The sequence below is a fragment of the Nonomuraea africana genome (assembly GCF_014873535.1).
In the GTDB taxonomy this organism is placed as follows: Bacteria; Actinomycetota; Actinomycetes; order Streptosporangiales; family Streptosporangiaceae; genus Nonomuraea; species Nonomuraea africana.
In genome coordinates this window covers 3,493,820-3,515,079 of record NZ_JADBEF010000001.1, presented here as the reverse complement: position 1 = coordinate 3,515,079, position 21,260 = coordinate 3,493,820, and the positions used below count along the sequence as shown (strand labels likewise).

Below are 21,260 nucleotides of genomic sequence, written 5' to 3'. Positions count from 1 at the left end.
CCACCGCTAAATGCCATTAAATCCGGCAAAAGCGACATTTACAGTTTGTTGTGTATTGAGTGAAGAATGTGGCGTTGCTAGGGTGTCCGGAGTGATGGGGCGCCGGATACATGATTGTCCTGTGTTGAATAACTTCCCCAGGTGTGCATATGCGCTTGCGTAATTCGCGATTGCGGACCAAGGTCGCGGCTCTTCTCGTCTCCTTGACCGCCCTCTGGGCGTTCGCCGCGTGGGTGACTCTCCGCGAGGGCGCCAACCTCCTCTGGGTGGCCACGCTCAACAGCAGCGTCGCCGACACCAGCGACTCGCTGCTGCTCGAACTGCAGCGGGAGCGCCGCCTGTCGCTGATCCAGCTGGGTGAGGGAGGCACGGGGGGCAAGGAGGCGCTGCGCACCCAGCGGGCCAAAACCGATGCCGCCGCCACCGTCTTCGTGGAGCAGGCCAGCTCCAACAGCGTCGCCCTGGCCGCTTCCGACACCCTCGACCTGCGCCTGCAGCAGGTGTTCAGGCGGATCGAGGGGCTCAAGGGGGCGCGCGCCTCGGTCGACGCGGGCAAGCTCGACAGGGTCCGCGCCGCGGCCGCCTACACCGAGGTCGTCGACTCGATCTACCGGGCCTACGACGCCCTCGCCTCCCTCGACGACGAGCAACTGGCCAAGGACGCCAGGACCCTGGTCGAGATGAGCAGGGCGATCGAGATCCTCGCGCAGGAGGACGCGTTGATCTCGGGCGCGCTGGCGGCCGGCGGTCTGACCGGCGCCGAGCGCGGACAGTTCGCGCAACTCGTCGGCGCCCAGCGCTTCGCCAGGGCGGAGGCGGCCGGCGAACTGCCGTCGGCCGACCGCCGTGGCTATGACGCGCTGGTCGGCGGCGCCGCCTTCACCCGCCTCCGCCAGCTGGAGGACCAGCTCATCCACGGCATCACCGTCCCGGGGCCCGCCCAGTGGAAGAACGCCGTCGATCCGGTGCTGGCGGGGCTCGACCAGACCGTGCAGAAGGCCGGTGACGGCATGATCGGGCGCGCGACGCCCGTCGCGATCGGTGTCGTCGTCAGGCTCGCCCTCGCGGGCGGTCTCGGCCTCATCGCGGTCATCGCCTCGATCGTGCTGTCCGTGACCACCACCAGGGCCATCCTCGCCCAGCTCAAGAAGTTGCGCGACGCCGCGCACGAGCTGTCCGACGAGCGGCTGCCCCGCGTGGTCGCGCGCATCGGCCGCGGCGAGGACGTCGACGTGGCCGTCGAGGCGCCGCCGCTGAAGTTCGGCGACGACGAGATCGGCTCGGTCGGCCAGGCGTTCAACACCGTGCAGGAGACCGCCATCAGGGTCGCGGTGGAGCAGGCCGAGCTGCGCCGCAGCATCCGCGACATCCTGCTCAGCCTCGCCCGCAGGACGCAGGGCCTGGTGCACAGGCAGCTGACCGTCCTCGACGTCATGGAGCGCCGCGAGACCGAGCCCGAGGAGCTGCGCGACCTGTTCAGGCTCGACCACCTGGCCACCCGCATGCGGCGCAACGCCGAGAACCTCATCGTGCTGTCGGGCTCCTCCCCGGGCCGTACGTGGCGCAGGTCGGTGCCCATGATCGACGTGGTGCGCGGCGCGCTGGCCGAGGTGGAGGACTACACCCGCGTCCAGCTGCTGCCCATGGGCGAGGTGACGCTGGCGGGCAAGGCCGTCGGCGACGTCATCCACCTGCTGGCCGAACTGATCGAGAACGCCGTCTCCTTCTCCCCGCCCTACACGATGGTGCAGGTCAGCGGGCAGGTGGTGGCCAACGGGTACGTGTTCGAGATCGAGGACCGCGGCCTCGGCATGACGCCGGAGGACCTCGAGGCGGCCAACCGGCGCATCGCCGAGCCGCCCGAGTTCAGGCTCACCGGCACCGCCCGTCTCGGCCTCTACGTGGTCGCCAGGCTGGCCGAACGGCACGAGATCCAGGTGCAGCTGAAGGCCTCGCCGTACGGCGGGACCACGGTCGTGGTGCTGATCCCGTACGAGCTGGTGGGCGCGGACGCCGAGCCCGAGCAGGACGAGGACGACACTCCTGGCATCCCCGCGCCCAGGACCGCGTTCGGCGGCGCGCCCACCGGCGCCGCCACCGCGCTGCGTCCGGTCCCCGTGATCGAGCAGCCGGTGCGCCCGGTGGCCGAGGGGCAGGGCGGCGTGCCGGTGGACGCGGCGGAGATCGGCGACGGACTCCTGGGCGACGGGCCGGTGGGCGACACGCCTGTCGCGGGGGCGGCCAAGCCGCCGCTGCCCACCAGGCGGCCCGCCGACGCGGCGCCTCAGGGGCGCCCCGCGCCGAACGGCTCGCCGTCGGCGGAACCGCGGTCACCGGTCGCGGAGGCGGCCGGGACGCGCGTGCCCGGCGCCGCGCTGGCGAGCGTGCGGGCCCAGGCTGACCAGACCGCCCAGGCTCGCGACACCGGACAGGAGACCGCAACGGCGTCCGAGCAGGGCGAGCGGGCCACGCCCGCCTTCACCCCCTCGGGCCTGCCGTTCCGCGTGCCGCAGACCAACCTGGCACCCGCGCTGAAGACAGAGGACGCGGCGCAGGCGCAGCAGCAGGACGAGGACGAGCGCTCACCCGAGGAGATCCGCGCGATCATGGGTTCGTTCCAGTCGGGTACCCGCCTGGGCAGGACGCAGGCGGCCAAGATGACCGAGGGGGACGTGTGAGACCTGGCTCTTCAACCGACCTGACCTGGCTCCTTGACGACCTGGCCGGCCGCATCAGGGAGGTGGAGCACGCCATCGTGCTCTCCTCCGACGGCCTGCTGATGGCTTCGTCCAAGGAGCTCGACAGGACCGACGGCGAGCACCTGTCGGCCGTCGCCTCCGGGCTGCAGAGCCTGGCCAGAGGCGTCAGCGAGCACGTCGGCGGCGGAGCCGTGCGCCAGACCGTCGTGGAGTGGAAGTCCCGCTACCTCATCGTGACGGTCGCGGGCGAGGGAGCCTGCCTGGCGGTGCTGTGCCTGCAGGACGCCGACATCGGCCTGGTCGCCTACGAGATGGCCATGCTGGTGACCAGGGTCGGCCAGTACCTCACCTCTCCCGCGCGCACCGAGGCGGCGCGATGACGCACGAGGAATGGGTCGATCCGGAGATCGTCAGGCCGTACGTGGTGACGCGCGGCCGTACCGAACCCGTCAGGGGCTCCTTCGACCTGATCTCGCTGGCCGTCGCCGTGGGCGGCCCGCCGGGTCCGGAGGCGGGCCTCGACCCCGAGCACCTGTCGATCGCCAGGCTCTGCCGCGAGCCGATCTCCGTGGCGGAGATCGCCGCCCGCCTGGACCTGCCCGCGGGCACGATCCGTGTCCTGCTGGGCGACCTGTTCGACCAGGGGTTCGTCACCGTGCAGGATCCCCAACCCGAGGTGGACATGCAAGACGAGAAGATGTACAGGGCGGTGCTCGATGGTCTTCGGTCGCTCTGATCGGCGGCGGCTGCCGACCGCCATCAAGATCCTCATCGCCGGTGGGTTCGGCGCGGGCAAGACGACCATGGTCGGCTCGGTCTCCGAGACGCGGCCGCTGCGCACCGAGGAGACGCTGACCGACCGGTCCACCGGGGTCGACGACATCTCCGGCGTGGAGGCCAAGCGCACCACCACCGTCGCCATGGACTTCGGCCGCATCACCATGGGCGACGACTACATGCTCTACCTGTTCGGGACGCCTGGACAGGAGCGCTTCTGGTTCGTGTGGGACGAGCTGGCGCTCGGCGCGGTCATCCTGGCCGACACCCGCCGCCTGGCCGACTGCTTCCCCTCCGTCGACTACTTCGAACGGCGCGGCACGCCGTTCGTGGTCGCGGTCAACTGCTTCGAGGGCTCGCCCGTCTACGAGCTGGCAGAGGTACGGCTGGCGCTCGGCCTCGACCCGTCGATCCCGATCGTGCTGTGCGACGCCCGCAAGCGCGACTCCAGCCGCGAGGTGCTCATCCAGCTCGTCGAGCACGCGATGAAGCTGCGCGCCCAGCCGGTCGGGACCACCTCGTGACCATCTGCCGCTACCGTTGATCGAATGGAGGAGATCGACCGCAGGATCGTCACGCTGCTGGCCAAGGACGGCCGGATGAGCTTCACCGACCTGGCCAGGGAGACGGGCCTGTCGGTCTCCGCTGTGCACCAGCGGGTGCGCCGCCTGGAGAAGCGCGGGGTCGTGCGCGGCTACGCCGCGCTCGTCGACCACGACGCCGTCGGGCTGCCGCTGACCGCCTTCGTGTCGATCAAGCCGATCGACCCCGCCGCCCCCGACGACGCGCCCGAACGGCTCGCCCACCTGAGCGCGATCGAGGCCTGCCACAGCGTGGCGGGCGACGAGAGCTACATCCTGAAGGTGCGCGTCGCCTCGCCCCTCGCGCTGGAGGAGCTGCTGCAGAACATCCGCGCCTCGGCGAACGTCTCCACCCGCACGACCGTGGTGCTCAGCACGCCGTACGAGCACCGCCCGCCCGACCTCGGCGAGGCCTGAGGCCGCCCGGAGGCCGGGGCGGGCCCACGGCCCGCCCCGGGTGGCGGCCGATCAGAGCGTGTCGCCGAAGCCGCCGCGCAGGCGGGCCTTGGCCGCCTCGCCGGCGCCCATCCGGTCCAGGCCGCTGAGCGCGGCGCCGACGATCGGCGGCAGGTCCGCGACGACCAGCTTGGCCTGCGGCGCCCGCGCGGTGAACCGTTCGTCGAGCAGCGCGCTCAGCAGCGGGTCGCGGGCGCGCAGCACGCCGCCGCCGAGCACCACCTCGGTCGGTGTCTCCGTCAGCCCCAGGCGGCGCAGGCACACCTCGGCCAGTAGCACGATCTCCTCGGCCATCCGCTCCACCAGGGACCTGGCGATCGGGTCGCCCGCCGCGGCCACCGCGAACAGCCCGGGCGTCAGCCCGTGCAGGCTCGCCTGCTCCAGCTCGCCGAAGTGCAGGCCGAGCGCGACCTCCTCGACGGTGGCGGTGCCGAAGTGCTCGGTGACCAGCGCGGCGAGCGCGGTGGGGCCGCCCCTGCCGTCCTCGGCCCTGATGGCGTGCCAGAGCACCTCCTCGGCCAGGCCGAGCCCGCCGCCCCAGTCGCCGCTGACCTTGCCGAGCGCGGGGAAGCGGGCCACCTGCCCGTCGGGGGAGACCCCGACGGCGTTGATCCCCGCGCCGCAGACCACCGCCACGCCCCACGGCCCCGACGCGCCCGCGCGCAGCAGCGCGAACGTGTCGTTGCCGACCACGACGTCGGGGGCGAAGCCGCGCGCGGCGAACTCCTCGCGCAGCGCCTCCTCCTCCCTCGGCAGGTCGGCGCCGGCCAGGTAGGCCGACATGAGATCGCCGTACGGCGCGGCCACCGTGGTGCCGAGGGCCCGCGCCAGCGGGCCGAGCGCCTGCCGTACGACCTCCTCCACGACGTCGGCGGCCGCCGGCACGCCCGCGCTCTGCGGCAGGAACCCGCCACCGCGGCCGGTGGCCAGGACGGTGCCGTCCTCGGCCACCAGCGCCACGTCGGTCTTGCTGTTGCCGCCGTCGACCGCGAGCACGGTCCTCACGCCGACACCACCCACGGCAGGTGCGCCCTGTTGGCCTCGAGGAGCAGGCGGGTCAGCTCGCCGGCGACGGCCTCCTGGCCGATCAGCGGATGCGCCAGCAGCGCGTTGCGGACCCTGTCGGCCCCGCCGCGCAGCGCGGCCTCGAGGGCCACGCTCTCGTAGGCCGACACGTTCGCGATCAGGCCGGCGTACAGGGGCTCCACCGCGGGCACCGGCAGCGGTACGGCGCCGCCCGCCCCCACGACGGCGGGCACCTCGATGACCGCCTCGTCGGGCAGGAACGGCAGCGCCCCCGCGTTGCGCACGTTCACCACCTGGGTGTCGCCCCTGTCGCCGAGCAGGGAGGCGATGAGCGCCACCGCCGCCTCGGAGTAGAAGGCGCCGCCGCGCTTCTCCAGCAGCGCGGGCTTGGTGTCGACGGAGGGGTCGGCGTACAGCTTCAGCAGCTCCGCCTCCATCGCCGCCACCTCGGCCGCGCGCGACGGCTTGGCCCGCTGCTCGGCCACCACCAGGTCGTGGGCGTAGAAGTAGCGCAGGTAGTAGGAGGGGACCACGCCAAGCCTGGTCACCAGCTCCACGGGCAGCCCGATGTCGTCGGCGATGGACTGGCCGTCCTCGGCGATCAGCTTCGGCAGCACGTCCATGCCGTCCACCATGACGGAGCGCTCCCACGTCAGGTGGTTGAGCCCGACGTGACCGAGGGAGACCCGCGAGGGGTCGACCCCCAGACGCCCGGCGAACCTGCGCTGGAAGCCGATGGCCACATTGCACAGCCCGATCGCCCGGTGCCCCGCGTCGAGCAGGGCGCGGGTCACGATGCCGACCGGGTTGGTGAAGTCCACGATCCAGGCCTCGGGCGCGTGCGCGCGCACCTGCTCGGCCAGCTCCAGCACCACGGGAACGGTGCGCAACGCCTTGGCCAGCCCGCCCGCGCCCGTGGTCTCCTGCCCGACGCAACCGCACCGCAGCGGCAGCGTCTCGTCCACGTCGCGCGCTGCCTGCCCGCCGACCCTGAGCTGGAACAGCACCGCCTGGGCGCCCGCCACGCCCTCCCGCACGGAGGAGGTGGCGAGGACCTTGGCCGGATGCCCCGCCCGGTCCAGCATCCTGCGGGAGATCCCCGCCACCAGCTCCAGGCGGGAGCCGTCCGGATCCACGAGGGCGATCTCGGTCAGCGGCAGCTCGTCCCGCAGGCGCGCGAATCCGTCGATCAGCTCGGGCGTGTACGTCGAGCCGCCCCCGACAACGGCGAGTTTCAACCTTTTACTCCTGTCAGAGTGACGCCCTCGATGAAGACCTTCTGGGCGAAGAAGAACACGATGAGCACCGGCGCGGTCACCAGCAGGGTGGCCGCCATGGTCAGGTTCCACTGCACGCTGTGGAAGGCCTTGAACGTCGCCAGGCCCAGCGACAGCGTCCAGTTGTCCTGGTTGATACCGGTGTAGAGCAGCGGGCCGTAGTAGTCGTTCCAGCAGTAGAAGAACTGGAACAGCGCCACCGCGGCGATCGCCGGCCTGGCCATGGGGATGATCACCCGGACCAGGGTCCTGAAGTCCGTGCAGCCGTCCACCCTGGCCGCATCGGTGTACTCGCGCGGGATCGTGATGAGGAACTGCCGCAGCAGGAAGATGGAGAACGCGTCACCCAGCAGCATGGGCAGGATGAGCGGCCACAGGGTGTCGGTGAGCCCCGCGCGCGCCCAGATGAGGTAGACCGGCACGGCGACCACCTGGGGCGGCAGCATCATCGTGGTGACGACCAGCAGGAAGGCCAGCCTGCGGCCCCTGAAGCGCAGTCTGGCCAGCGCGTAGGCCACGGGCACCGACGACACCAGCATGAACAGCGTGCCGAGGCCCGCGTACATGAGCGTGTTCAGCGTCCAGCCGAGCAGGTGCGACCTGGCGAACACGTCGGCGAAGTTGGACCACTGCCACGACTCGGGCCACAGGTTGTTGGTCAGCGCCTGCTCGTCGCTCATCAGCGCGGTCAGCGCGACCAGCACCAGCGGCCCGAGGAACATCACCGCCACCGCCACCGCCAGCGCGTGGGTGGCGATCCACGACAGGATCCGGCGCCGCCTGGCCCGCACGCGCGTCGAGGGCAGCGCCCTGGTGTGCCTGGGCGCGGTCAGCGTCGTGCTCACGAGAGGACCTCCTCGCCCTTGCGGAACTGCCGCAGCAGGATCAGCGTGAAGATCATGGACGTGCCGAACAGCAGCAGCGCGAGCACGCAGGCGTAACCCATGCTGAAGTCGCGGAAGCCCACGTGGAAGAGCCACTGCGGCAGCGTGAGCAGCGACTGGTCCGGGTAGCCGGGGGTGAAGACCGAACCGGCCGAGTCGGTCGCGCCCGAGGCCACCCGCGAGGCGATCATCGCCTGCGTGAAGTACTGCAGGGCGTAGATGACGCCGGTGACCGCCGAGAACATCAGCACGGGCGAGATCGTCGGCAGCGTGACGCTGCGGAACTGCCGCCACGCGCCGGCGCCGTCGATGGCCGCCGCCTCGTACAGGTGCTTGGGCACGTCGAGGAGGGCGGCCAGGAAGATCACCATGGTGTTGCCGCAGCCCCACAGCGCCAGAGTCGTCAGGCTCGGCTTGGACCACGCCGCGTCGCCGAACCAGTCGGGCCCGGCGATCCCGGCCCACGACAGCAGCTGGTTCACCGGCCCGACCGGGTTGAGCAGGAAGACGAAGGCCACCGTGCCCGCCACCATCGGCACCAGCGTGGGCAGGTAGAAGACGGTGCGGAAGAAGCCCGCCCCCGCCTTGACCTTGGTGAGCAGCTGGGCCACGCCCAGCGAGAAGATCACCTGGGCGGGCACCATGAAGACCACCAGCCACAGCGTGTTCCCCGCCGAGATCCAGACCCGCTCGTCCTGCAGCAGGTAGCGCCAGTTGTCGAGGCCGACGAACTCCAGCGTGAACAGGTCGTACCTGGTGAAGGAGAAGTAGACGGTGGAGAGCAGCGGGTAGACGAAGAAGATCGAGAAACCCGCGATCCATGGAGAGAGCCACAGGAGGGCCCGCAGGCCCTCCCGGCGCTTCGGCCTGACGCTCATCCGCCGGAGAGCTTCAGCTTGTCGTTGATGCGCTTGTCGACGTCCTTCAACCCCGCGTCGAGATCCTTGACCGCGCCCTTCTCCCAGTTGGTGAGGAAGGTGGACAGGGCGTCCTGGTTGAAGACGCTGTTGACCGAGGCGGGCAGGGTGCTCGTCTTCGGGTGGGCGAAGATGTCGAGGAAGGTCTTGAAGTTGGCGTCGGCGGCCAGCTCGGGAGACTCCATCGCCGCCTTGGTGGTGGGCACGTTGCGCAGCGCGTTCGAGAGCGTCACCAGGCTGTCGGTGTCGGTGGTCAGGTGCTTGATCAGCTCCCACGCGTGCTGCGGGTTCTTGGCGCCCTTCGGCACGCCGATCACGGTGCCCGCGGTGAAGCCGCTGCCGTACAGGTCAGGCTTGTCGTCGGCGACGGGCAGCGGGGCGGTGCCGTAGTCGAGCGACTTGGCCTTGGAGTCGTTGGCGATCATGGCGTTGCGCCACTCGCCGTCGACGATCATCGCGACCTTGCCCTTGAAGAACGGGTGGGCCGCGCCCCACTCGTCGCCGAGGCTGCGGCGGAACTTCTCCAGGTTGGCGTAGCCGTACCAGTCGACGAGCTCCTTCTGCCAGGTCAGCAGCTGCTTCCAGGCCGGGTCGGAGCCGATGGCGGAGGTGCCGTCCTCGTTGTACCACTTGGCGCCGACCATCGGGGCCAGGTGGGAGGGGGAGTTCTCGTAGTACTGGAAGCTGGGGATGAAGCCGGCCACCTTGATCGTGCCGTCGGGGTCCCTGACCGTCAGCTCCTTGGTCAGTTCGGTCAGCTCCGACAGGGTCTTGGGCGGCTCGTTCCCCTTCATCAGGGCCTTGTTGTAGAACATGCCGTAGGCGTCGGCGAGCAGCGGCATCATGCAGCGCTTGCCCTCGAACTCGGTGTAGGAGCGCGAGGCCTCGGGCAGCACCGACAGGTCGATGCCGTCCTGCTTGATGACCGCCGTGAGATCCTGGAACGCTCCGGTCTTGCACCACAGGGCCACGTTGTCGGTGGTGAAGGAGGCGGCCACGTCGGGCGCCTTGCCGCTGCGGATGGCCTGGGTGATCTGGTCGTCCTGGACGGCCTTGGTGGTCTTGACGGTGATCTGCGGGAACTTCTTGTTGAAGCCCGCGATCGCGTCCTCGAAGGCCTTGACCTCGGCGTCGGTCTGGAAACCGTGCCAGAGCTCGATGGTGGCCGCGGGCAGCGCCTGCGCGGCCGAGCCTGAGGGTTTGGGCTGGGCGCCGAGCGAGGGCGGCGCCTCCTTGCCCGCCGTACACGCGGTCAGCGCAAGAGCGGTGAGTCCTGCGACCGCAAGGGGGACGAAACGCACGGGGGGTGCCTCCTGCAATCTAAGAGGGGGGAACGGTCGAGCTGAAGACCTCTTCACGGGTGGTGTCGAGAGCGAGGTCGAGGGCGCCGGCCAGCACCGGGTTGCCCTCGACCGTCGACAGCCGCACGTGCGGCCTGGGGATGGTGAGCGCGTGGAGCTCGTGCTCGATGAGCTCGCGCAGGGTCTCGCCGCCCGACATCACGATGCCGCCGGTGAGCACGACGAGCCCGGGGTCGAGCACGGAGGTGATGGCGGCCAGGCCCACGGCCACGCGGGCGGCGATGTCGCGCAGCCCCGCGCGGGCGTCGTCCGCCTTGGTGCCGCTGCCGGCCGCGGTTCGCACGGCGGCGGCGATGGCCTGGCGGAAGTCGGTGCCGCGCACGCCGTACGAACGCAGCAGCTTGAGCACGGCGGGGCCGCCGGTGAGGGCCTGGTAGCCGTGGTTGGCGTAGAGGCCCGCCTCGCGCGCGGTCGGCGCGCCTGGGGTGGGCATGTAGCCGACCTCGCCCGCGCCGCCCGTCGCGCCGCGGTGCATCCGCCCGCCGAGCACGACGGCCGAGCCGATGCCCTCGTCGGCCCACAGCAGGACGAAGTCCTGGTGGTCGCGGGCGGCGCCGTGGGACTGCTCGGCCAAGGCCACGAGGTTGACGTTGTTCTCGACGTCGACGGGCACGCCGAGCCCCTCGCTCAGCGTGGGCACCAGGTTGGGGATCTGCCAGCCCGGCATGTCCTTGGCCGTGGCGTAGCCGAGCCGGCCCGTGGAGGGGTCGATCGCGGCCTGCACGCCGATCACCACCCTGCGCAGCGGGCCGGGCGAGCCCGCGCCGTCCAGCGCGGCGCGCAGCCTGTCGATCAGCCCGTCGCTGGGGCGGCGGGAGGTGGGCAGGGTGTAGGTGCCGACGACCTCGCCGGTGATGTCGGCGACGCAGGACTCGATGCGGTCGGGGGTGACGTCGAGCGCGGCCACGTACGCGGCCGCGGGGTTGATGCGGTAGAGCTCGGCCGTACGGCCCGGCAGCCCCTCCCTGATGCCGTCGAGCACCACGAGGCCCGCCTCCTGCAGCCTGGACAGCAGTTGCGAGGCGGTGGGTTTGGACAGCCCCGTCAGCGTGCCGATCTCGGGCCGGGTGAGCGGCCCGCGGTCCAGCAGCACCTGCAGGGCGGCACGGTCGTTGATCGCGCGCAGCAGGCTGGGTGTTCCAGGGACGGGACCGCTCACTCGTGACTCCCACGAAGTTAGGAAACTTTCCTAACTCACAATGGACGGCAAAGCGCCATAGAGTCAAGCGGTGAAATGAAGACGTGATGTCAGCGGCTCAACGGACCTGATAAGGTTGCGATTTGTTGCCACAACAGTCAGAAAGGCCCGGAGCGTCCCATTACTACCAATAATAACGGTTCGACGGAGGCTCGTCAAACCGAGCTGACCAGAGAGCAACACTACGTCTCCCGGCTCTACGAGCGGCTCGACGTGCTGCGAGAGCGCACGCAGAAGCAGCTCAAGGAGGTCTTGGCTGCGGGCGCGGTCGGCACGCAGCAGAACAGGTCGGAGCGCGACTCCTTCGCCGGCATGTACGCCGCCAGGCTGGCCAGGTTGTGGGCCGTCGAGCGCGGCCTGGTCTTCGGCCGCCTCGACCACACCGAGGAGGGCCGACTCTACATCGGCAAGCTCGGCCTGAGCGACGACGAGCAGGACCGGCTGCTGATCGACTGGCGCGCGCCCGTCGCCCAGCCCTTCTACCGCGCCACGCCGACCCAGCCCATGGGCGTGACCCGCCGCCGCCACCTGCAGACGCGCGGCCGCGAGGTGATCGGCGTCGACGACGACCTGCTCGACCTCGACGGGCTGTCCGACGACGACAGGGCCACGCTGAACGGCGAGGCCGCGCTGCTGGCCGCCCTCGACGAGAAGCGCACCGGCAGGATGCGCGACATCGTGGCGACCATCCAGTCGGAGCAGGACCGCGTCATCCGTGCCGACCTCAACGGCGTGCTGGTGGTCCAGGGCGGCCCCGGCACCGGCAAGACCGTCGTCGCGCTGCACCGCGCCGCCTACCTCCTCTACACCCACAGGGAGCGCCTGGAGCGCCGTGGCGTGCTCATTCTCGGACCTGGCCTCACCTTCCTGCGTTACATCGAGCAGGTGCTGCCCTCGCTCGGCGAGACCGACGTCATGCTGTCCACGGTCGGCGAGCTCTATCCGGGCGTCAGCGCCACCCGCAGGGAGCGCCCCGAGGTCGCCGCGGTCAAGGGCGACGTGCGCATGGTGGAGGTGATCGCCAGGGCGGTCAGGGACCGGCAGCGGGTGCCGCGCCAGCCGATCGAGCTGCCGCTCGGCAGCCACCGGCTCGTCATCGACCGCTCGATGATGGAGAACGCCAGGAACAAGGCGGCCCGCTCGCGGCGCGCCCACAACCAGGCGCGGTCCGTCTTCGTGCGCTCCCTGCTCAACGCCCTGGCCCGCCAGTTGGCCAAGAAGCTCGGCAAGGGCCTCATCGACGACGACGAGCTGGCCGACCTGCGCGAGGAGTTGCGCACCGAGCCGGTGGTCAAGAGCGCCCTCAACCGGCTGTGGCCCTACCTGACGCCGCAGCGGCTGTTGCTCGGCCTGTACGGCTCGGCCGAGCGCCTCGAGTACGCCGCGGGCAACCTCAGCCGCGAGGAGCGCGCCCTGCTGCTGCGCACGTCCACCGAGTGGACGGAGGCCGACGTGCCGCTGCTGGACGAGGCGGCCGAACTGCTCGGCGACATCGACGAACAGGTGCTGCGCGCCACCGCGATGCAGGCGGAGGAGGAGCTGGCCGCGGCCCGCGCCGCCGAGGAGCGCGAGAAGGAGTCCGAGCTCGCCTACGCCCGCGAGGTGCTGGAGCTGACGGGCCTGTCGGACATCATGGACGCCGAACGCCTCGCCGAACGGCAGCGCGGCGACCAGCCGTACCTGACGACGGCGGAGCGGGCCGCGGCCGACCGCACCTGGGCCTTCGGCCACGTGATCGTCGACGAGGCGCAGGAGCTGTCGCCCATGGCGTGGCGGGCGGTGATGCGCCGCTGCCCGACCAGGTCCATGACGATCGTCGGTGACATCGCCCAGACCGGCTCCAGCGCGGGCGCCCGCTCGTGGGGCCAGGTGCTCGACCCCTACGTGGCGGGGCGCTGGCGCGAGGAGACCCTCACCATCAACTACCGCACCCCCGTGGAACTGATGGAGCTCGCCCAGCGGGTGCTGGCCACCATCGACCCCGCGCTGCGGGCCCCGACCTCGGTGCGCGAGAGCGGCGCCGTGCCCTGGGCCGCCCCGCTGGACCTGCTGCCCGAGCTGGTGCTGAGGGAGACGGAGAACGGCGGCAGGGTCGCCGTCCTGGCCCCCGACGTGCTGCTGGACAAGCTCGCCGACCAGATCGGCGGGGTCACGGGGCGAGGGGTGCTCGAGGCGTCCGTCGCGGTCCTGGGTGTCGCCGAGGCGAAGGGCCTGGAGTTCGACTCCGTGATCGTCGCCGAGCCCGCCATGATCCTCGAGCAGTCCCCGCGAGGGGCGAGCGATCTGTACGTCGCGCTCACCCGCGCGACCCAGCGGCTGGGCGTCGTCCACGACCTCGAACTGCCTGAGGCGCTGGGCGGACTCGCGGGGAGTTAGGGCATTAGACTGAGCTCGCCGAGCATGTCCTACCTGCGAAAACTTGAGGTTTCCGCTGATCGGGACACGGTTGACATCTGAGTTGGAGTCGGTAGTTTGCTGCCCAGTCCAGCACGGGACTTGGCCGGTTGGCCGTCTCTGACATCGTCGGATCCTGCGTCCGTGACGGAGCGTGACTTCGTCCACACAGCCAGGTGCAGGGCCGTCGGTCCGTCGAGTCGGGGCACCCCAACCGGGCGGGGGGTTGGACCCGGGACGGGTCCGGCCGCCCAGTAGACAACGGAACTCCGCGCTCGCCGCCGACGAGACGGATCCGGTCCGAAGGGTGTCCGGGCCCTCTTCCCGCTCCCGTGCGCTCGGATCACACCGCTAGCGGGTGATCCCTTGGCATCCGTCTGCCCTGGGATCACCCTGCCAGCGTGTGCCCTTTGGGGGTCGGCCACCTCGGGCGGTAGCGTTTCCGCCAGCAGCCATGCGAATCGCGAGGAGAACCCCGGCCGTGGTGCAGGAGAAGCAGGGCGCCGTGACGCTGCCCACCGCGCCGGTGGGCGCCCCCCGCGGCCTGCTGTGGGCCAGGGCCGCCGCGGCCGCCCTCGGCGGCCTGCTGGTGTTCCTCGCCTTCCCCCCGCTCAGCTGGTGGCTGTGCGCGCCTCTCGGTATCACCCTGATCGTCCTCAGCCTGTACGGCACGCGCCCCCGCCGGGCCGCCTGGCTCGGCTACCTCGCCGCCCTGGTCTTCCTGCTGCCCGCCCTGGCCTGGGTCCGCCCGATCGGCGTGGACGCCTGGATAGGCCTGGTCGCCGTCGAGAGCCTCTTCTACGCCGCCATGGCCGCGCCGGCCGCGCTGGTGTTCAGGCTGCCGGCCTGGCCGCTGTGGTTCGGCGCGCTGTGGGTGGCCATGGAGTGGGCGCGCGGCCTGTTCCCCGTCGGCGGCTTCCCCTGGGCCCGGGTGGCCTTCAGCCAGGGCGAGAGCCTGTTCACCGGCTACGCCGCGCTGGGCGGGGTGCCCCTGGTCTCCTTCGCCGTCACCGTGTCAGGGGCGCTGCTCGCCTACGCCGTGCTGCAGCCGCGCAGGGTCGTGCCGGTGGCGTTGGCGCTGGCCGTACCTCTGCTGACCTTCGCCGTCCCGCGCCCCGGCGACGAGGGCAGGACCGTCAACATCGGCATCGTGCAGGGCAACGTGCCGGGCGAGGGGATGAACCCGCTGGGCGACGAGCCCGCGATCGTGCTGCGCAACCACGCCAACGGCACCCACGCCCTGGCCAAGGCCGCCCGCGAGGGCACGCTGCTCAAACCCGATGTGGTGGTGCTCCCCGAGAACTCCACCGACATCGACCCCTACCGCGACGCGACCGCCAGGAAGATCATCGACGACTCCGTCAAGGACGTCGGGGTGCCTACGCTGGTCGGCGCCGTGGTCGCGATCGGCGACGCCAACCGCGCCACCCGCAGCCTGGTGTGGGACCCCGTCAAGGGTCCAGGCGCCTACTACGACAAGCAGCAGCTGGTGCCCTTCGGCGAGTACACCCCGTTCAAGGAGATCTTCCTGGCCCTGTTCGAGCGGGCCAACCTGGTGGGCAGGCAGTCGGTGCCGGGCGACAAACCCGGCGCGCTGCGCATGGGCCCGGTCACCGTCGGCGCGGTCAACTGCTACGAGGTCGCCTACGACTGGGTCGTACGGCAGACCGTCAGGGCCGGCGGCACCCCACTGGTCGTGCAGACCAACAACGCCACCTATGCGCTGTCGAACCTGCCGCCGCAGCAGCTGGCCATGTCACAGCTGCGGGCCGTGGAGCACAACAGGGCCATCGTCACCGCGGCGACCACGGGGATCTCCGCCTATGTCACGCCAGAAGGTAAGGTCGCCTGGCAGACAAAGGAGCGCGTCGCCGCCATGAACGTGGTTCAGGTGCCGGTGCGCACCCAGACGACGATCGCCACGCGCATGGGCGCGGCGCCGGAGTGGGCATTGATTCTGATCGGAGCGGCCGCGATCGGCGTGGCCGTGTGGCGTCGCAGGGGAGAGGGCCGATGATGGAGCAGACGCTCGGCCGGGTGCTCGTCGTCGTCCCCACCTACAACGAGCGGGAGAACCTTCCGCTGATCACCGAGCGGGTCCGCACGGCCCTGCCCGACGCCCACCTGCTGATCGCCGACGACAACAGCCCCGACGGCACCGGCGAGCTCGCCGACACCCTGGCCGCCGCCGACGACCACATCCACGTCCTGCACCGGGAGGGCAAGGAGGGCCTGGGCGCGGCCTACATCGCGGCGTTCCGCTGGGGCATGGCCGAGGGCTACGACATCCTGGTGGAGATGGACGCCGACGGCTCCCACCAGCCAGAGGAACTGCCCAAGCTGCTCAACGCGCTGGCCGACGGCGCCGACCTGGTCATCGGCTCGCGCTGGGTGCCGGGCGGCAAGATCGTCAACTGGCCCGCCCACCGCCAGTTCCTCTCGCGCGGCGCCAACGTCTACACCCGCCTGATGCTCGGGCTGCCGGTCCGCGACGCCACCGCCGGATTCCGCGTCTACCGCGCCGCCGCCCTGGAGAAGATCGGGCTGGCCAACGTCGAGTCGCAGGGCTACTGCTTCCAGGTCGACCTGACGCTGCGGACCACCAGGCACGGGCTGCGCGTCGCCGAGGTGCCCATCACGTTCGTCGAGCGGGCCCACGGCGCGAGCAAGATGAGCGGGAAGGTCATCTCGGAGGCCCTCTGGCGGGTGAGCGTCTGGGGCGTCACCGGCCTGCCGTCCAGACTGCGCCGCCGCCGAGGCTAGGAACGTCCGCGACCCGCCGGGCGTTGTTATCTTTGGCAATGCGGTCCGCCTGCGCGAATGAGGAAAACGATGGTCCGGCTCCTGCTCTTTCTGGCCTTCCTGGTCGTCCCCGTCCTGGAGATCTGGCTGCTCATCCAGGTCGGATCGGTGATCGGCGGCTGGGCCACGGTCGGGCTGCTGCTCGCCGACAGCTTCTTCGGCGCCTGGATCGTCCGCCGCGAGGGCCGCAGGGCCTGGCGCAGCCTGCAGAGCGCGCTGCAGACCGGGCGGATGCCGGACAGGGAGCTGGCCGACGGCGGGCTCATCCTGGTCGGTGGCGCGCTGCTGCTGACGCCCGGATTCTTCACCGACATCGTCGGGTTCCTGTGCGTGCTGCCGTTCACGCGGCCGTTCATGCGGCGGCTCGGGGCGTGGTTCTTCGCCAGGCGCGTCAAGGCGATGGCGGCGGCCTCGCCGTACGCCCACCTGGGAGTGCCGTTCCAGCGCACCGACCAGCCGGGCGGGTCGCCGAGCAGCAAGGTGGTACACGGCGAGGTCCTCCGCGAGGACTGAGGATTTTCGCTTGACCCCTGAGAATGTGGCAGGGCTTCGTGTCTTGAGTGGCGCGCGTGCGTTGAGCGGCGCTTTCGGAAGGGCCCCGAGCGCGGTCGGGCGGCCTTCACCCTCAGGATCGCGCATCACAACGCAAGATCTACCGGCAATGCAAGACTTGCCGGATGGCAACGCAAAACGCCCCGGACCGGGCAGGTCCGGGGCGTTCCAGCGTCACCGTGTGGAGGTCAGGCGCTCTTGCGTCGCTGCGCGCGAAGGATCGCCAGCCTCTCGTTGAGCACCTCTTCCAGGTCCTCGATGGACCGCCGCTCGAGCAGCATGTCCCAGTGCGTCCTCGGGGGCTTCGCCTTCTTGGCCTCCGGCAGCTCGCCGTCCACGCGAACCGCGGTCGCGCCGCACATGCGGCACTCCCACGTGGCGGGGATCTCTGCCTCAGCGGCAAGCGGAACCTCGAAGCGATGCCCCTTCGAACAGGTGTAAGACACCTCCTGGCGCGGGGCCAGATCCGTGTTACGGTCGTTCTCGTAGCTGGTTGCCCCGAGCCTGGTGCCACGAAGTGCGCGCTCGCCCATGTTTTATTGCCTCCTACAGGGCCCCCATCGTGGGGGGTCTGTCTCCCACGGTGTCTAACGCTTGATACCGTGAGTGGATTCCCACCCAAGGGGTGATCCAATCGCGCTTTTTGCGATGAGCGCTCACTCCGCCGGCTTTTCTGGCCCGCAAGCCCCCACTGAGTCCCCGCTGAGCCCCCCACCGGGCCGGCATTGGGCTGACCGTCTTCGGGTGGCCTCGCTTACATGCGACGCCCGAGGTCGTCCTCCCCGGAAGGGCGGCTTGGTCGGGGTCTCGGGCGGGATCTGGATGTTCTCGGCGAGTGGGGCCTTCAGGCGAGCGGGGCCTTCAGCGGCATGTGTTCACTGTCGTGAGCGTGCGGTGACGAACGGGACCAGGGTCTTGTCGCCGCTCTCCGTCATGAACACCAGCGGTCCCGCCGCCACGCCGACCAGCGCCGCGACGGCTCTCCTGCCCTGCGCCCTGGCCAGGCCTGGGCCGAGTGCGGCCATGAGCCTCGTCAGCGCGGGAAGCGGACGGACGAACATGGTGATCTCGTTGATCAGGCCGTTCTCGTCGAACCTGAGCAGGCACGACTCCTCCATCGTGTGCTCGCCGAGCGTGGTGGTGGCGGCGAGCATGTGGGTGCGCTCGTCGCCCACGTCGGTGTGGTACCGCAGCTCGCCGATCATCGAGAACACGACGCCGAACAGCTCGCGCAGCTCGTCGTGGCCGTGGAAGCCGGCCCTCGCGCTGAGCGGGGAGTGGAAGACCACGTCGGGTGCGAGCGTGGCCATGAGCGCGTCGAGGTCCTTGTTCTCGCCTGCCTCGCGGTAGCGGAGCGCCGTGTTCATCCTTACCTCCCGGGGAAGGTTGGTCCTGAATGTGAACTGACTCGAGTTCACTTTAGCAACTGACTATGCTGGGGTCATGAACAGGTTCGGGGAGATGCACTGCTCGATCGCTCAGGCGGTGGGGGTGATCGGCGAGCCGTGGACCCCGTTGATCCTTCGTGACCTGTTCATGGGCCTGCGCAGGTTCGACGAGCTGGCGCAGGACCTCGGGATCTCCCGCAACCTCCTGACCGCCAGGCTCGAACGGCTGGTCGAGGCGGGCGTCGTCGAGCGCAGGCCGTACCAGGAGCGGCCGGTGCGCTTTGAGTACCACCTGGCGGAGGCGGGGCGGGAGATCGTGCCCGCGCTGATCACGCTGATGGCGTGGGGCGACAAGTGGTCGACCCCGCCCGGCGGCCCTCCCGCGTTGCTGCGGCACTCCTGCGGTCAGCAGTTCACGCCCGTCGTGACCTGTCCGCACTGCGGCGGGGAGGCGACGGCCGACACCATCACCGTCATGGAGGGGCCGGGGGCCGCCCAGGGCCCCGGCACGATGGTGCTGGCCGCACCCCAAGGGTCCTGAGAGGGGCCGCACCCGCGACCCGCTGCCGTCGCGGTGGACCCGTCCGCGAAGTGCAGGGTGATCCGGCCGTCCCGTCGTGCGCTCGTAGCTCTCGAACGTCTTGCCGAAGCGCACCACCTCTCCCAGGCCGGTGAGCATGATCTGGCGGAGGGTGATCCGGCTGACCGAGCGGTGGTCCCGCCAGTTCGCATCTCGCTTGTCGGCCTTCAGCTTGATCAACGGCCGCAGCCGCTCGGTCATGAAGGCGAAGTCGAGCCCGCCCCCGCGGATGACTACGCCGATCAAGCGGATGAGACGTGCGGGTTCAGAGCACGGGCCGTACGGCCGCGGCCACGATGTCCTCGAGGCGGCGGGAGTGCGCGCCGCGCCAGTAGACGTGGCCGCACGCCGTGCACCGGGCGAAGACGTCGTAGTTGTGGCGGGTGCCCGGTTCGAGCAGGGGCTCGACGTCCGCCTTGGCGACCGGGACGAGCTCCCCGTTGCACGCCGTACATCTGGTCCAGGGCGCCAGCGGCGGCGCGAACCGGTCGAGGACGTCGGCGAGCTGGTCGTCGGCGCGTGAACCCCGCACATAGGCGCCGAGCCACAGCGCCCGGCGGCGCAGCAGCCCGCGGTCTCGGGTCAGCAGCAGCCGCCGCTCGGCGTTGGCCAATCTGATCAGGGCGTCGTCGTCGCGGTCGTTGTGGTAGGCCGTGTCCACGCCGAGCAGGCGCAGCCGCCGGGCGAGCGTGCCCAGATGCACGTCGAGGAGGAACCTGGGCGGCGTAACCGGCAGCTCCTGCGGTCGTCGTACCGGGAGGACCCGCACGACGTCGCCGTCGCGCGGGCGATGGGACGGCGGCACCGGACGGCCGTCGACGGCGAGGCGGCCTACCTCCGGCAGCGGGACACCGAGCGACTCGACCACGTGGCCGAGCGTGGAGGTGCCGTCATAGGCCACCGGCACGCTCTCGCGCCGGTGCTGTGGCGTCAGGAACAGCCACAGGTCGGCGTCGAAGCGGATGCTCAGTCGCGGCCCCTCCACCTTCTCAGCATGCCATCAGAGGCGCTCGGGCACCTCGTTGCCCGCCGCGCGGATCGCCTTGGGCAGGTTGACGGCCGCCAGCAGCGCACCGCCCAGCACGAAGAAGATGATCAACGAGATGATGCCGAGCCGGTAGCTGTCGGTCAGCTGCAGCGCCATGCCGAGCGTGAACGAGCCGAGGAAGGTCGAGCCCTTGTCGCTGATCTCGTAGAGGCTGTAGTACTCGGCCTCCTTGCCGCGCGGGATCACGTGCGAGAACAGCGAACGCGACAGCGCCTGCGTGCCGCCCATGACGATCGCGATCGCGAAGCCCAGCGCGAAGAAGGCCGTCGCCGACCCCTTGGGCAGGAAGTAGGCCACGCAGACGACCGCGGTCCAGGCCACCAGGGCCGCCAGCACGACCTGTTTGGCGCCGAAGGTCCTGGCCAGGCGGCTGAGCAGCAGCGCGCCGCCGAAGGCGACGAACTGCACCATGAGGATCGCGCCGATCTGCACGGTCTGGTCCAGCTCGAGCTCCTTGTCGGCGAAGGTCGCCGAGAAGGAGATCACGGTCTGCACGCCGTCGTTGTAGAGCAGGTAGGCCACCAGGAAGGCCAGCGTGAGCGGATAGCGGCGCAGATCCATGGCGGTCCTGCCGAGCTGCCTGAAGCTGCCGGCGACCGCCTGACCCGCGCTCTCGCCACGGGCGGCCAGGCCCCGCCTGTTGCGCAGCCGGAGCAGCGGGATGATCGTGAACCCGCCCCACCACAGCCCCGCCGAGCTCAGCGCGATGCGCGCCGCGGTGCCGCCGTCCAGGCCGAACGACTCGGCCCGCAGGAACAGCACCAGATGGACGGCCAGCAGCAGCCCGCCGCCGAGGTAGCCGAACCCCCAGCCCATGCCCGAGACCCTGTCGCGCTCGGAGGGCGCGGCGATCTCGGGCAGGAAGGAGTTGTAGATGACGAACGCGCAGGCGAACCCGATGTTGGCGACCAGGAACAGCGCGCCGCCCAGCAGGTAGCGCCCGTCGGAGGCGAACCAGAAGCACACGGTCGCCGCCGCGCCGAGCAGGGCGAAGAAGCCCATGAGCTCCTTCTTGCGCCCGGTGTGGTCGGCCAGCGCCCCCGCGATCGGCATCAGCACGATCTGCAGCACCGCGGCCACGCCGACCACGAAGGAGTAGTAGGCGCTCGGCCGCACGTCGAAGCCGAGCACGTCCACGTACGGCGCGCCCGCCGCGGCGGCCTCGGCGATGTCGGTGAGGTACGGCCCGAGGAAGACCGTCAGCACGGTGGTGGGGAACGCCGAGTTCGCCCAGTCGTACCAGTACCAGCCCCGCTGCTCGCGGCGGCGGGCGGTGGGGGAGTCGTCGAAGACGGCAGGGGGGGTGGGAACTGCCAAGGG

At 70.7% G+C, this 21,260-nt stretch carries 20 protein-coding genes; 10 read left to right on the top strand and 10 right to left on the bottom strand.

What is annotated here, in order from left to right:
* The first annotated feature begins 149 nt into the window (after positions 1 to 149).
* Genes H4W81_RS16645 through H4W81_RS16625 form a run of 5 tightly spaced genes read left to right on the top strand, consistent with a single transcriptional unit; the run spans position 150 to position 4,474 of the window.
* Positions 150 to 2,678: a sensor histidine kinase gene (locus H4W81_RS16645; protein ID WP_192775649.1), complete on the top strand. Its 2,529-nt coding sequence runs from the start codon at positions 150 to 152 to the stop codon at positions 2,676 to 2,678.
* Positions 2,675 to 3,079, top strand: coding sequence for a roadblock/LC7 domain-containing protein (locus tag H4W81_RS16640; protein WP_192775648.1), 405 nt, complete (start codon positions 2,675 to 2,677; stop codon positions 3,077 to 3,079). Before H4W81_RS16645 ends, H4W81_RS16640 begins: the two co-directional genes overlap by 4 nt.
* Positions 3,076 to 3,435 (top strand): DUF742 domain-containing protein, encoded by a 360-nt coding sequence (locus tag H4W81_RS16635; protein ID WP_183661577.1) that lies wholly within the window; start codon positions 3,076 to 3,078, stop codon positions 3,433 to 3,435. The genes H4W81_RS16640 and H4W81_RS16635 overlap by 4 nt, the downstream gene beginning before the upstream one ends.
* Complete coding sequence (locus H4W81_RS16630; protein WP_192775647.1) at positions 3,416 to 4,000, top strand: GTP-binding protein; 585 nt, start codon at positions 3,416 to 3,418, stop codon at positions 3,998 to 4,000. Before H4W81_RS16635 ends, H4W81_RS16630 begins: the two co-directional genes overlap by 20 nt.
* A gap of 24 nt (positions 4,001 to 4,024) precedes the next feature.
* Complete coding sequence (locus tag H4W81_RS16625) at positions 4,025 to 4,474, top strand: Lrp/AsnC family transcriptional regulator (protein WP_192775646.1); 450 nt, start codon at positions 4,025 to 4,027, stop codon at positions 4,472 to 4,474.
* 51 nt (positions 4,475 to 4,525) lie between these two features.
* On the opposite strand, the gene H4W81_RS16620 is transcribed toward H4W81_RS16625, so the two are convergent.
* From H4W81_RS16620 to H4W81_RS16595, 6 genes are read right to left on the bottom strand one after another with little or no spacing between them, the layout of a single operon-like run.
* Positions 4,526 to 5,518 (bottom strand): N-acetylglucosamine kinase, encoded by a 993-nt coding sequence (locus H4W81_RS16620; RefSeq protein ID WP_318781773.1) that lies wholly within the window; start codon positions 5,516 to 5,518, stop codon positions 4,526 to 4,528.
* Positions 5,515 to 6,777 (bottom strand): 6-phospho-beta-glucosidase, encoded by a 1,263-nt coding sequence (locus H4W81_RS16615; protein WP_192775645.1) that lies wholly within the window; start codon positions 6,775 to 6,777, stop codon positions 5,515 to 5,517. Before H4W81_RS16615 ends, H4W81_RS16620 begins: the two co-directional genes overlap by 4 nt.
* Positions 6,774 to 7,661, bottom strand: coding sequence for a carbohydrate ABC transporter permease (locus H4W81_RS16610; protein WP_318781772.1), 888 nt, complete (start codon positions 7,659 to 7,661; stop codon positions 6,774 to 6,776). Before H4W81_RS16610 ends, H4W81_RS16615 begins: the two co-directional genes overlap by 4 nt.
* Positions 7,658 to 8,578, bottom strand: coding sequence for a carbohydrate ABC transporter permease (locus tag H4W81_RS16605; RefSeq protein WP_192775644.1), 921 nt, complete (start codon positions 8,576 to 8,578; stop codon positions 7,658 to 7,660). Before H4W81_RS16605 ends, H4W81_RS16610 begins: the two co-directional genes overlap by 4 nt.
* Positions 8,575 to 9,918, bottom strand: a complete 1,344-nt coding sequence (locus H4W81_RS16600; protein ID WP_192775643.1) for an extracellular solute-binding protein — start codon at positions 9,916 to 9,918, stop codon at positions 8,575 to 8,577. Before H4W81_RS16600 ends, H4W81_RS16605 begins: the two co-directional genes overlap by 4 nt.
* Positions 9,919 to 9,937: 19 nt before the next feature.
* Positions 9,938 to 11,137 carry an ROK family transcriptional regulator gene (locus tag H4W81_RS16595; RefSeq protein WP_192775642.1) on the bottom strand — a complete coding sequence of 400 codons (1,200 nt, stop codon included), beginning with the start codon at positions 11,135 to 11,137 and terminating at the stop codon, positions 9,938 to 9,940.
* 252 nt (positions 11,138 to 11,389) lie between these two features.
* On the opposite strand from H4W81_RS16595, the gene H4W81_RS16590 reads away from it, so the two are divergent.
* The 4 genes from H4W81_RS16590 to H4W81_RS16575 all read left to right on the top strand — a co-directional run bounded on the left by H4W81_RS16590 (position 11,390) and on the right by H4W81_RS16575 (position 16,885).
* Positions 11,390 to 13,552, top strand: a complete 2,163-nt coding sequence (locus tag H4W81_RS16590; RefSeq protein WP_318781771.1) for a HelD family protein — start codon at positions 11,390 to 11,392, stop codon at positions 13,550 to 13,552.
* Positions 13,553 to 14,051: 499 nt separating this feature from the next.
* On the top strand, positions 14,052 to 15,587 hold the full coding sequence (gene lnt, locus H4W81_RS16585; RefSeq protein ID WP_318781770.1) for an apolipoprotein N-acyltransferase: 1,536 nt from the start codon (positions 14,052 to 14,054) through the stop codon (positions 15,585 to 15,587).
* Positions 15,587 to 16,333: a polyprenol monophosphomannose synthase gene (locus H4W81_RS16580; protein ID WP_192780837.1), complete on the top strand. Its 747-nt coding sequence runs from the start codon at positions 15,587 to 15,589 to the stop codon at positions 16,331 to 16,333. The genes lnt and H4W81_RS16580 overlap by 1 nt, the downstream gene beginning before the upstream one ends.
* A gap of 69 nt (positions 16,334 to 16,402) precedes the next feature.
* Positions 16,403 to 16,885 carry an FxsA family protein gene (locus tag H4W81_RS16575; RefSeq protein WP_192775640.1) on the top strand — a complete coding sequence of 161 codons (483 nt, stop codon included), beginning with the start codon at positions 16,403 to 16,405 and terminating at the stop codon, positions 16,883 to 16,885.
* A gap of 227 nt (positions 16,886 to 17,112) precedes the next feature.
* Here the strand turns inward: H4W81_RS16575 and H4W81_RS16570 are convergent, their stop codons facing one another.
* Together H4W81_RS16570 and H4W81_RS16565 are read right to left on the bottom strand one after the other, a co-directional pair.
* The gene (locus tag H4W81_RS16570; RefSeq protein WP_183661557.1) at positions 17,113 to 17,457 is read right to left on the bottom strand and encodes an RNA polymerase-binding protein RbpA; all 345 of its coding nucleotides are present in this window, start codon (positions 17,455 to 17,457) and stop codon (positions 17,113 to 17,115) included.
* Positions 17,458 to 17,799: 342 nt separating this feature from the next.
* Positions 17,800 to 18,291: a nuclear transport factor 2 family protein gene (locus H4W81_RS16565; RefSeq protein ID WP_192775639.1), complete on the bottom strand. Its 492-nt coding sequence runs from the start codon at positions 18,289 to 18,291 to the stop codon at positions 17,800 to 17,802.
* A 76-nt stretch (positions 18,292 to 18,367) separates the two neighbouring features.
* Here H4W81_RS16565 and H4W81_RS16560 point away from each other — a divergent pair, with 76 nt between their 5' ends.
* On the top strand, positions 18,368 to 18,853 hold the full coding sequence (locus H4W81_RS16560) for a winged helix-turn-helix transcriptional regulator (RefSeq protein WP_225958659.1): 486 nt from the start codon (positions 18,368 to 18,370) through the stop codon (positions 18,851 to 18,853).
* Positions 18,854 to 19,157: 304 nt separating this feature from the next.
* On the opposite strand, the gene H4W81_RS16555 is transcribed toward H4W81_RS16560, so the two are convergent.
* A complete protein-coding gene (locus H4W81_RS16555; protein WP_318781769.1) occupies positions 19,158 to 19,877 on the bottom strand; it encodes a Mut7-C RNAse domain-containing protein in 720 nt (239 codons plus the stop codon).
* A 15-nt stretch (positions 19,878 to 19,892) separates the two neighbouring features.
* The gene (locus H4W81_RS16550; protein WP_192775638.1) at positions 19,893 to 21,257 is read right to left on the bottom strand and encodes an MFS transporter; all 1,365 of its coding nucleotides are present in this window, start codon (positions 21,255 to 21,257) and stop codon (positions 19,893 to 19,895) included.
* Positions 21,258 to 21,260: the final 3 nt, after the last annotated feature.

Bases quoted from the DNA above. Each gene is read 5' to 3' on its own strand.
- H4W81_RS16605 (WP_192775644.1), bottom strand. From the start codon at position 8,578: ATGAGCGTCAGGCCGAAGCGCCGGGAGGGCCTGCGGGCCCTCCTGTGG.
- H4W81_RS16635 (WP_183661577.1), top strand. From the start codon at position 3,076: ATGACGCACGAGGAATGGGTCGATCCGGAGATCGTCAGGCCGTACGTG.
- H4W81_RS16570 (WP_183661557.1), bottom strand. From the start codon at position 17,457: ATGGGCGAGCGCGCACTTCGTGGCACCAGGCTCGGGGCAACCAGCTAC.
- H4W81_RS16565 (WP_192775639.1), bottom strand. From the start codon at position 18,291: ATGAACACGGCGCTCCGCTACCGCGAGGCAGGCGAGAACAAGGACCTC.
- H4W81_RS16580 (WP_192780837.1), top strand. From the start codon at position 15,587: ATGGAGCAGACGCTCGGCCGGGTGCTCGTCGTCGTCCCCACCTACAAC.
- H4W81_RS16575 (WP_192775640.1), top strand. From the start codon at position 16,403: ATGGTCCGGCTCCTGCTCTTTCTGGCCTTCCTGGTCGTCCCCGTCCTG.
- H4W81_RS16645 (WP_192775649.1), top strand. From the start codon at position 150: ATGCGCTTGCGTAATTCGCGATTGCGGACCAAGGTCGCGGCTCTTCTC.
- H4W81_RS16630 (WP_192775647.1), top strand. From the start codon at position 3,416: ATGGTCTTCGGTCGCTCTGATCGGCGGCGGCTGCCGACCGCCATCAAG.
- H4W81_RS16625 (WP_192775646.1), top strand. From the start codon at position 4,025: ATGGAGGAGATCGACCGCAGGATCGTCACGCTGCTGGCCAAGGACGGC.
- H4W81_RS16560 (WP_225958659.1), top strand. From the start codon at position 18,368: ATGAACAGGTTCGGGGAGATGCACTGCTCGATCGCTCAGGCGGTGGGG.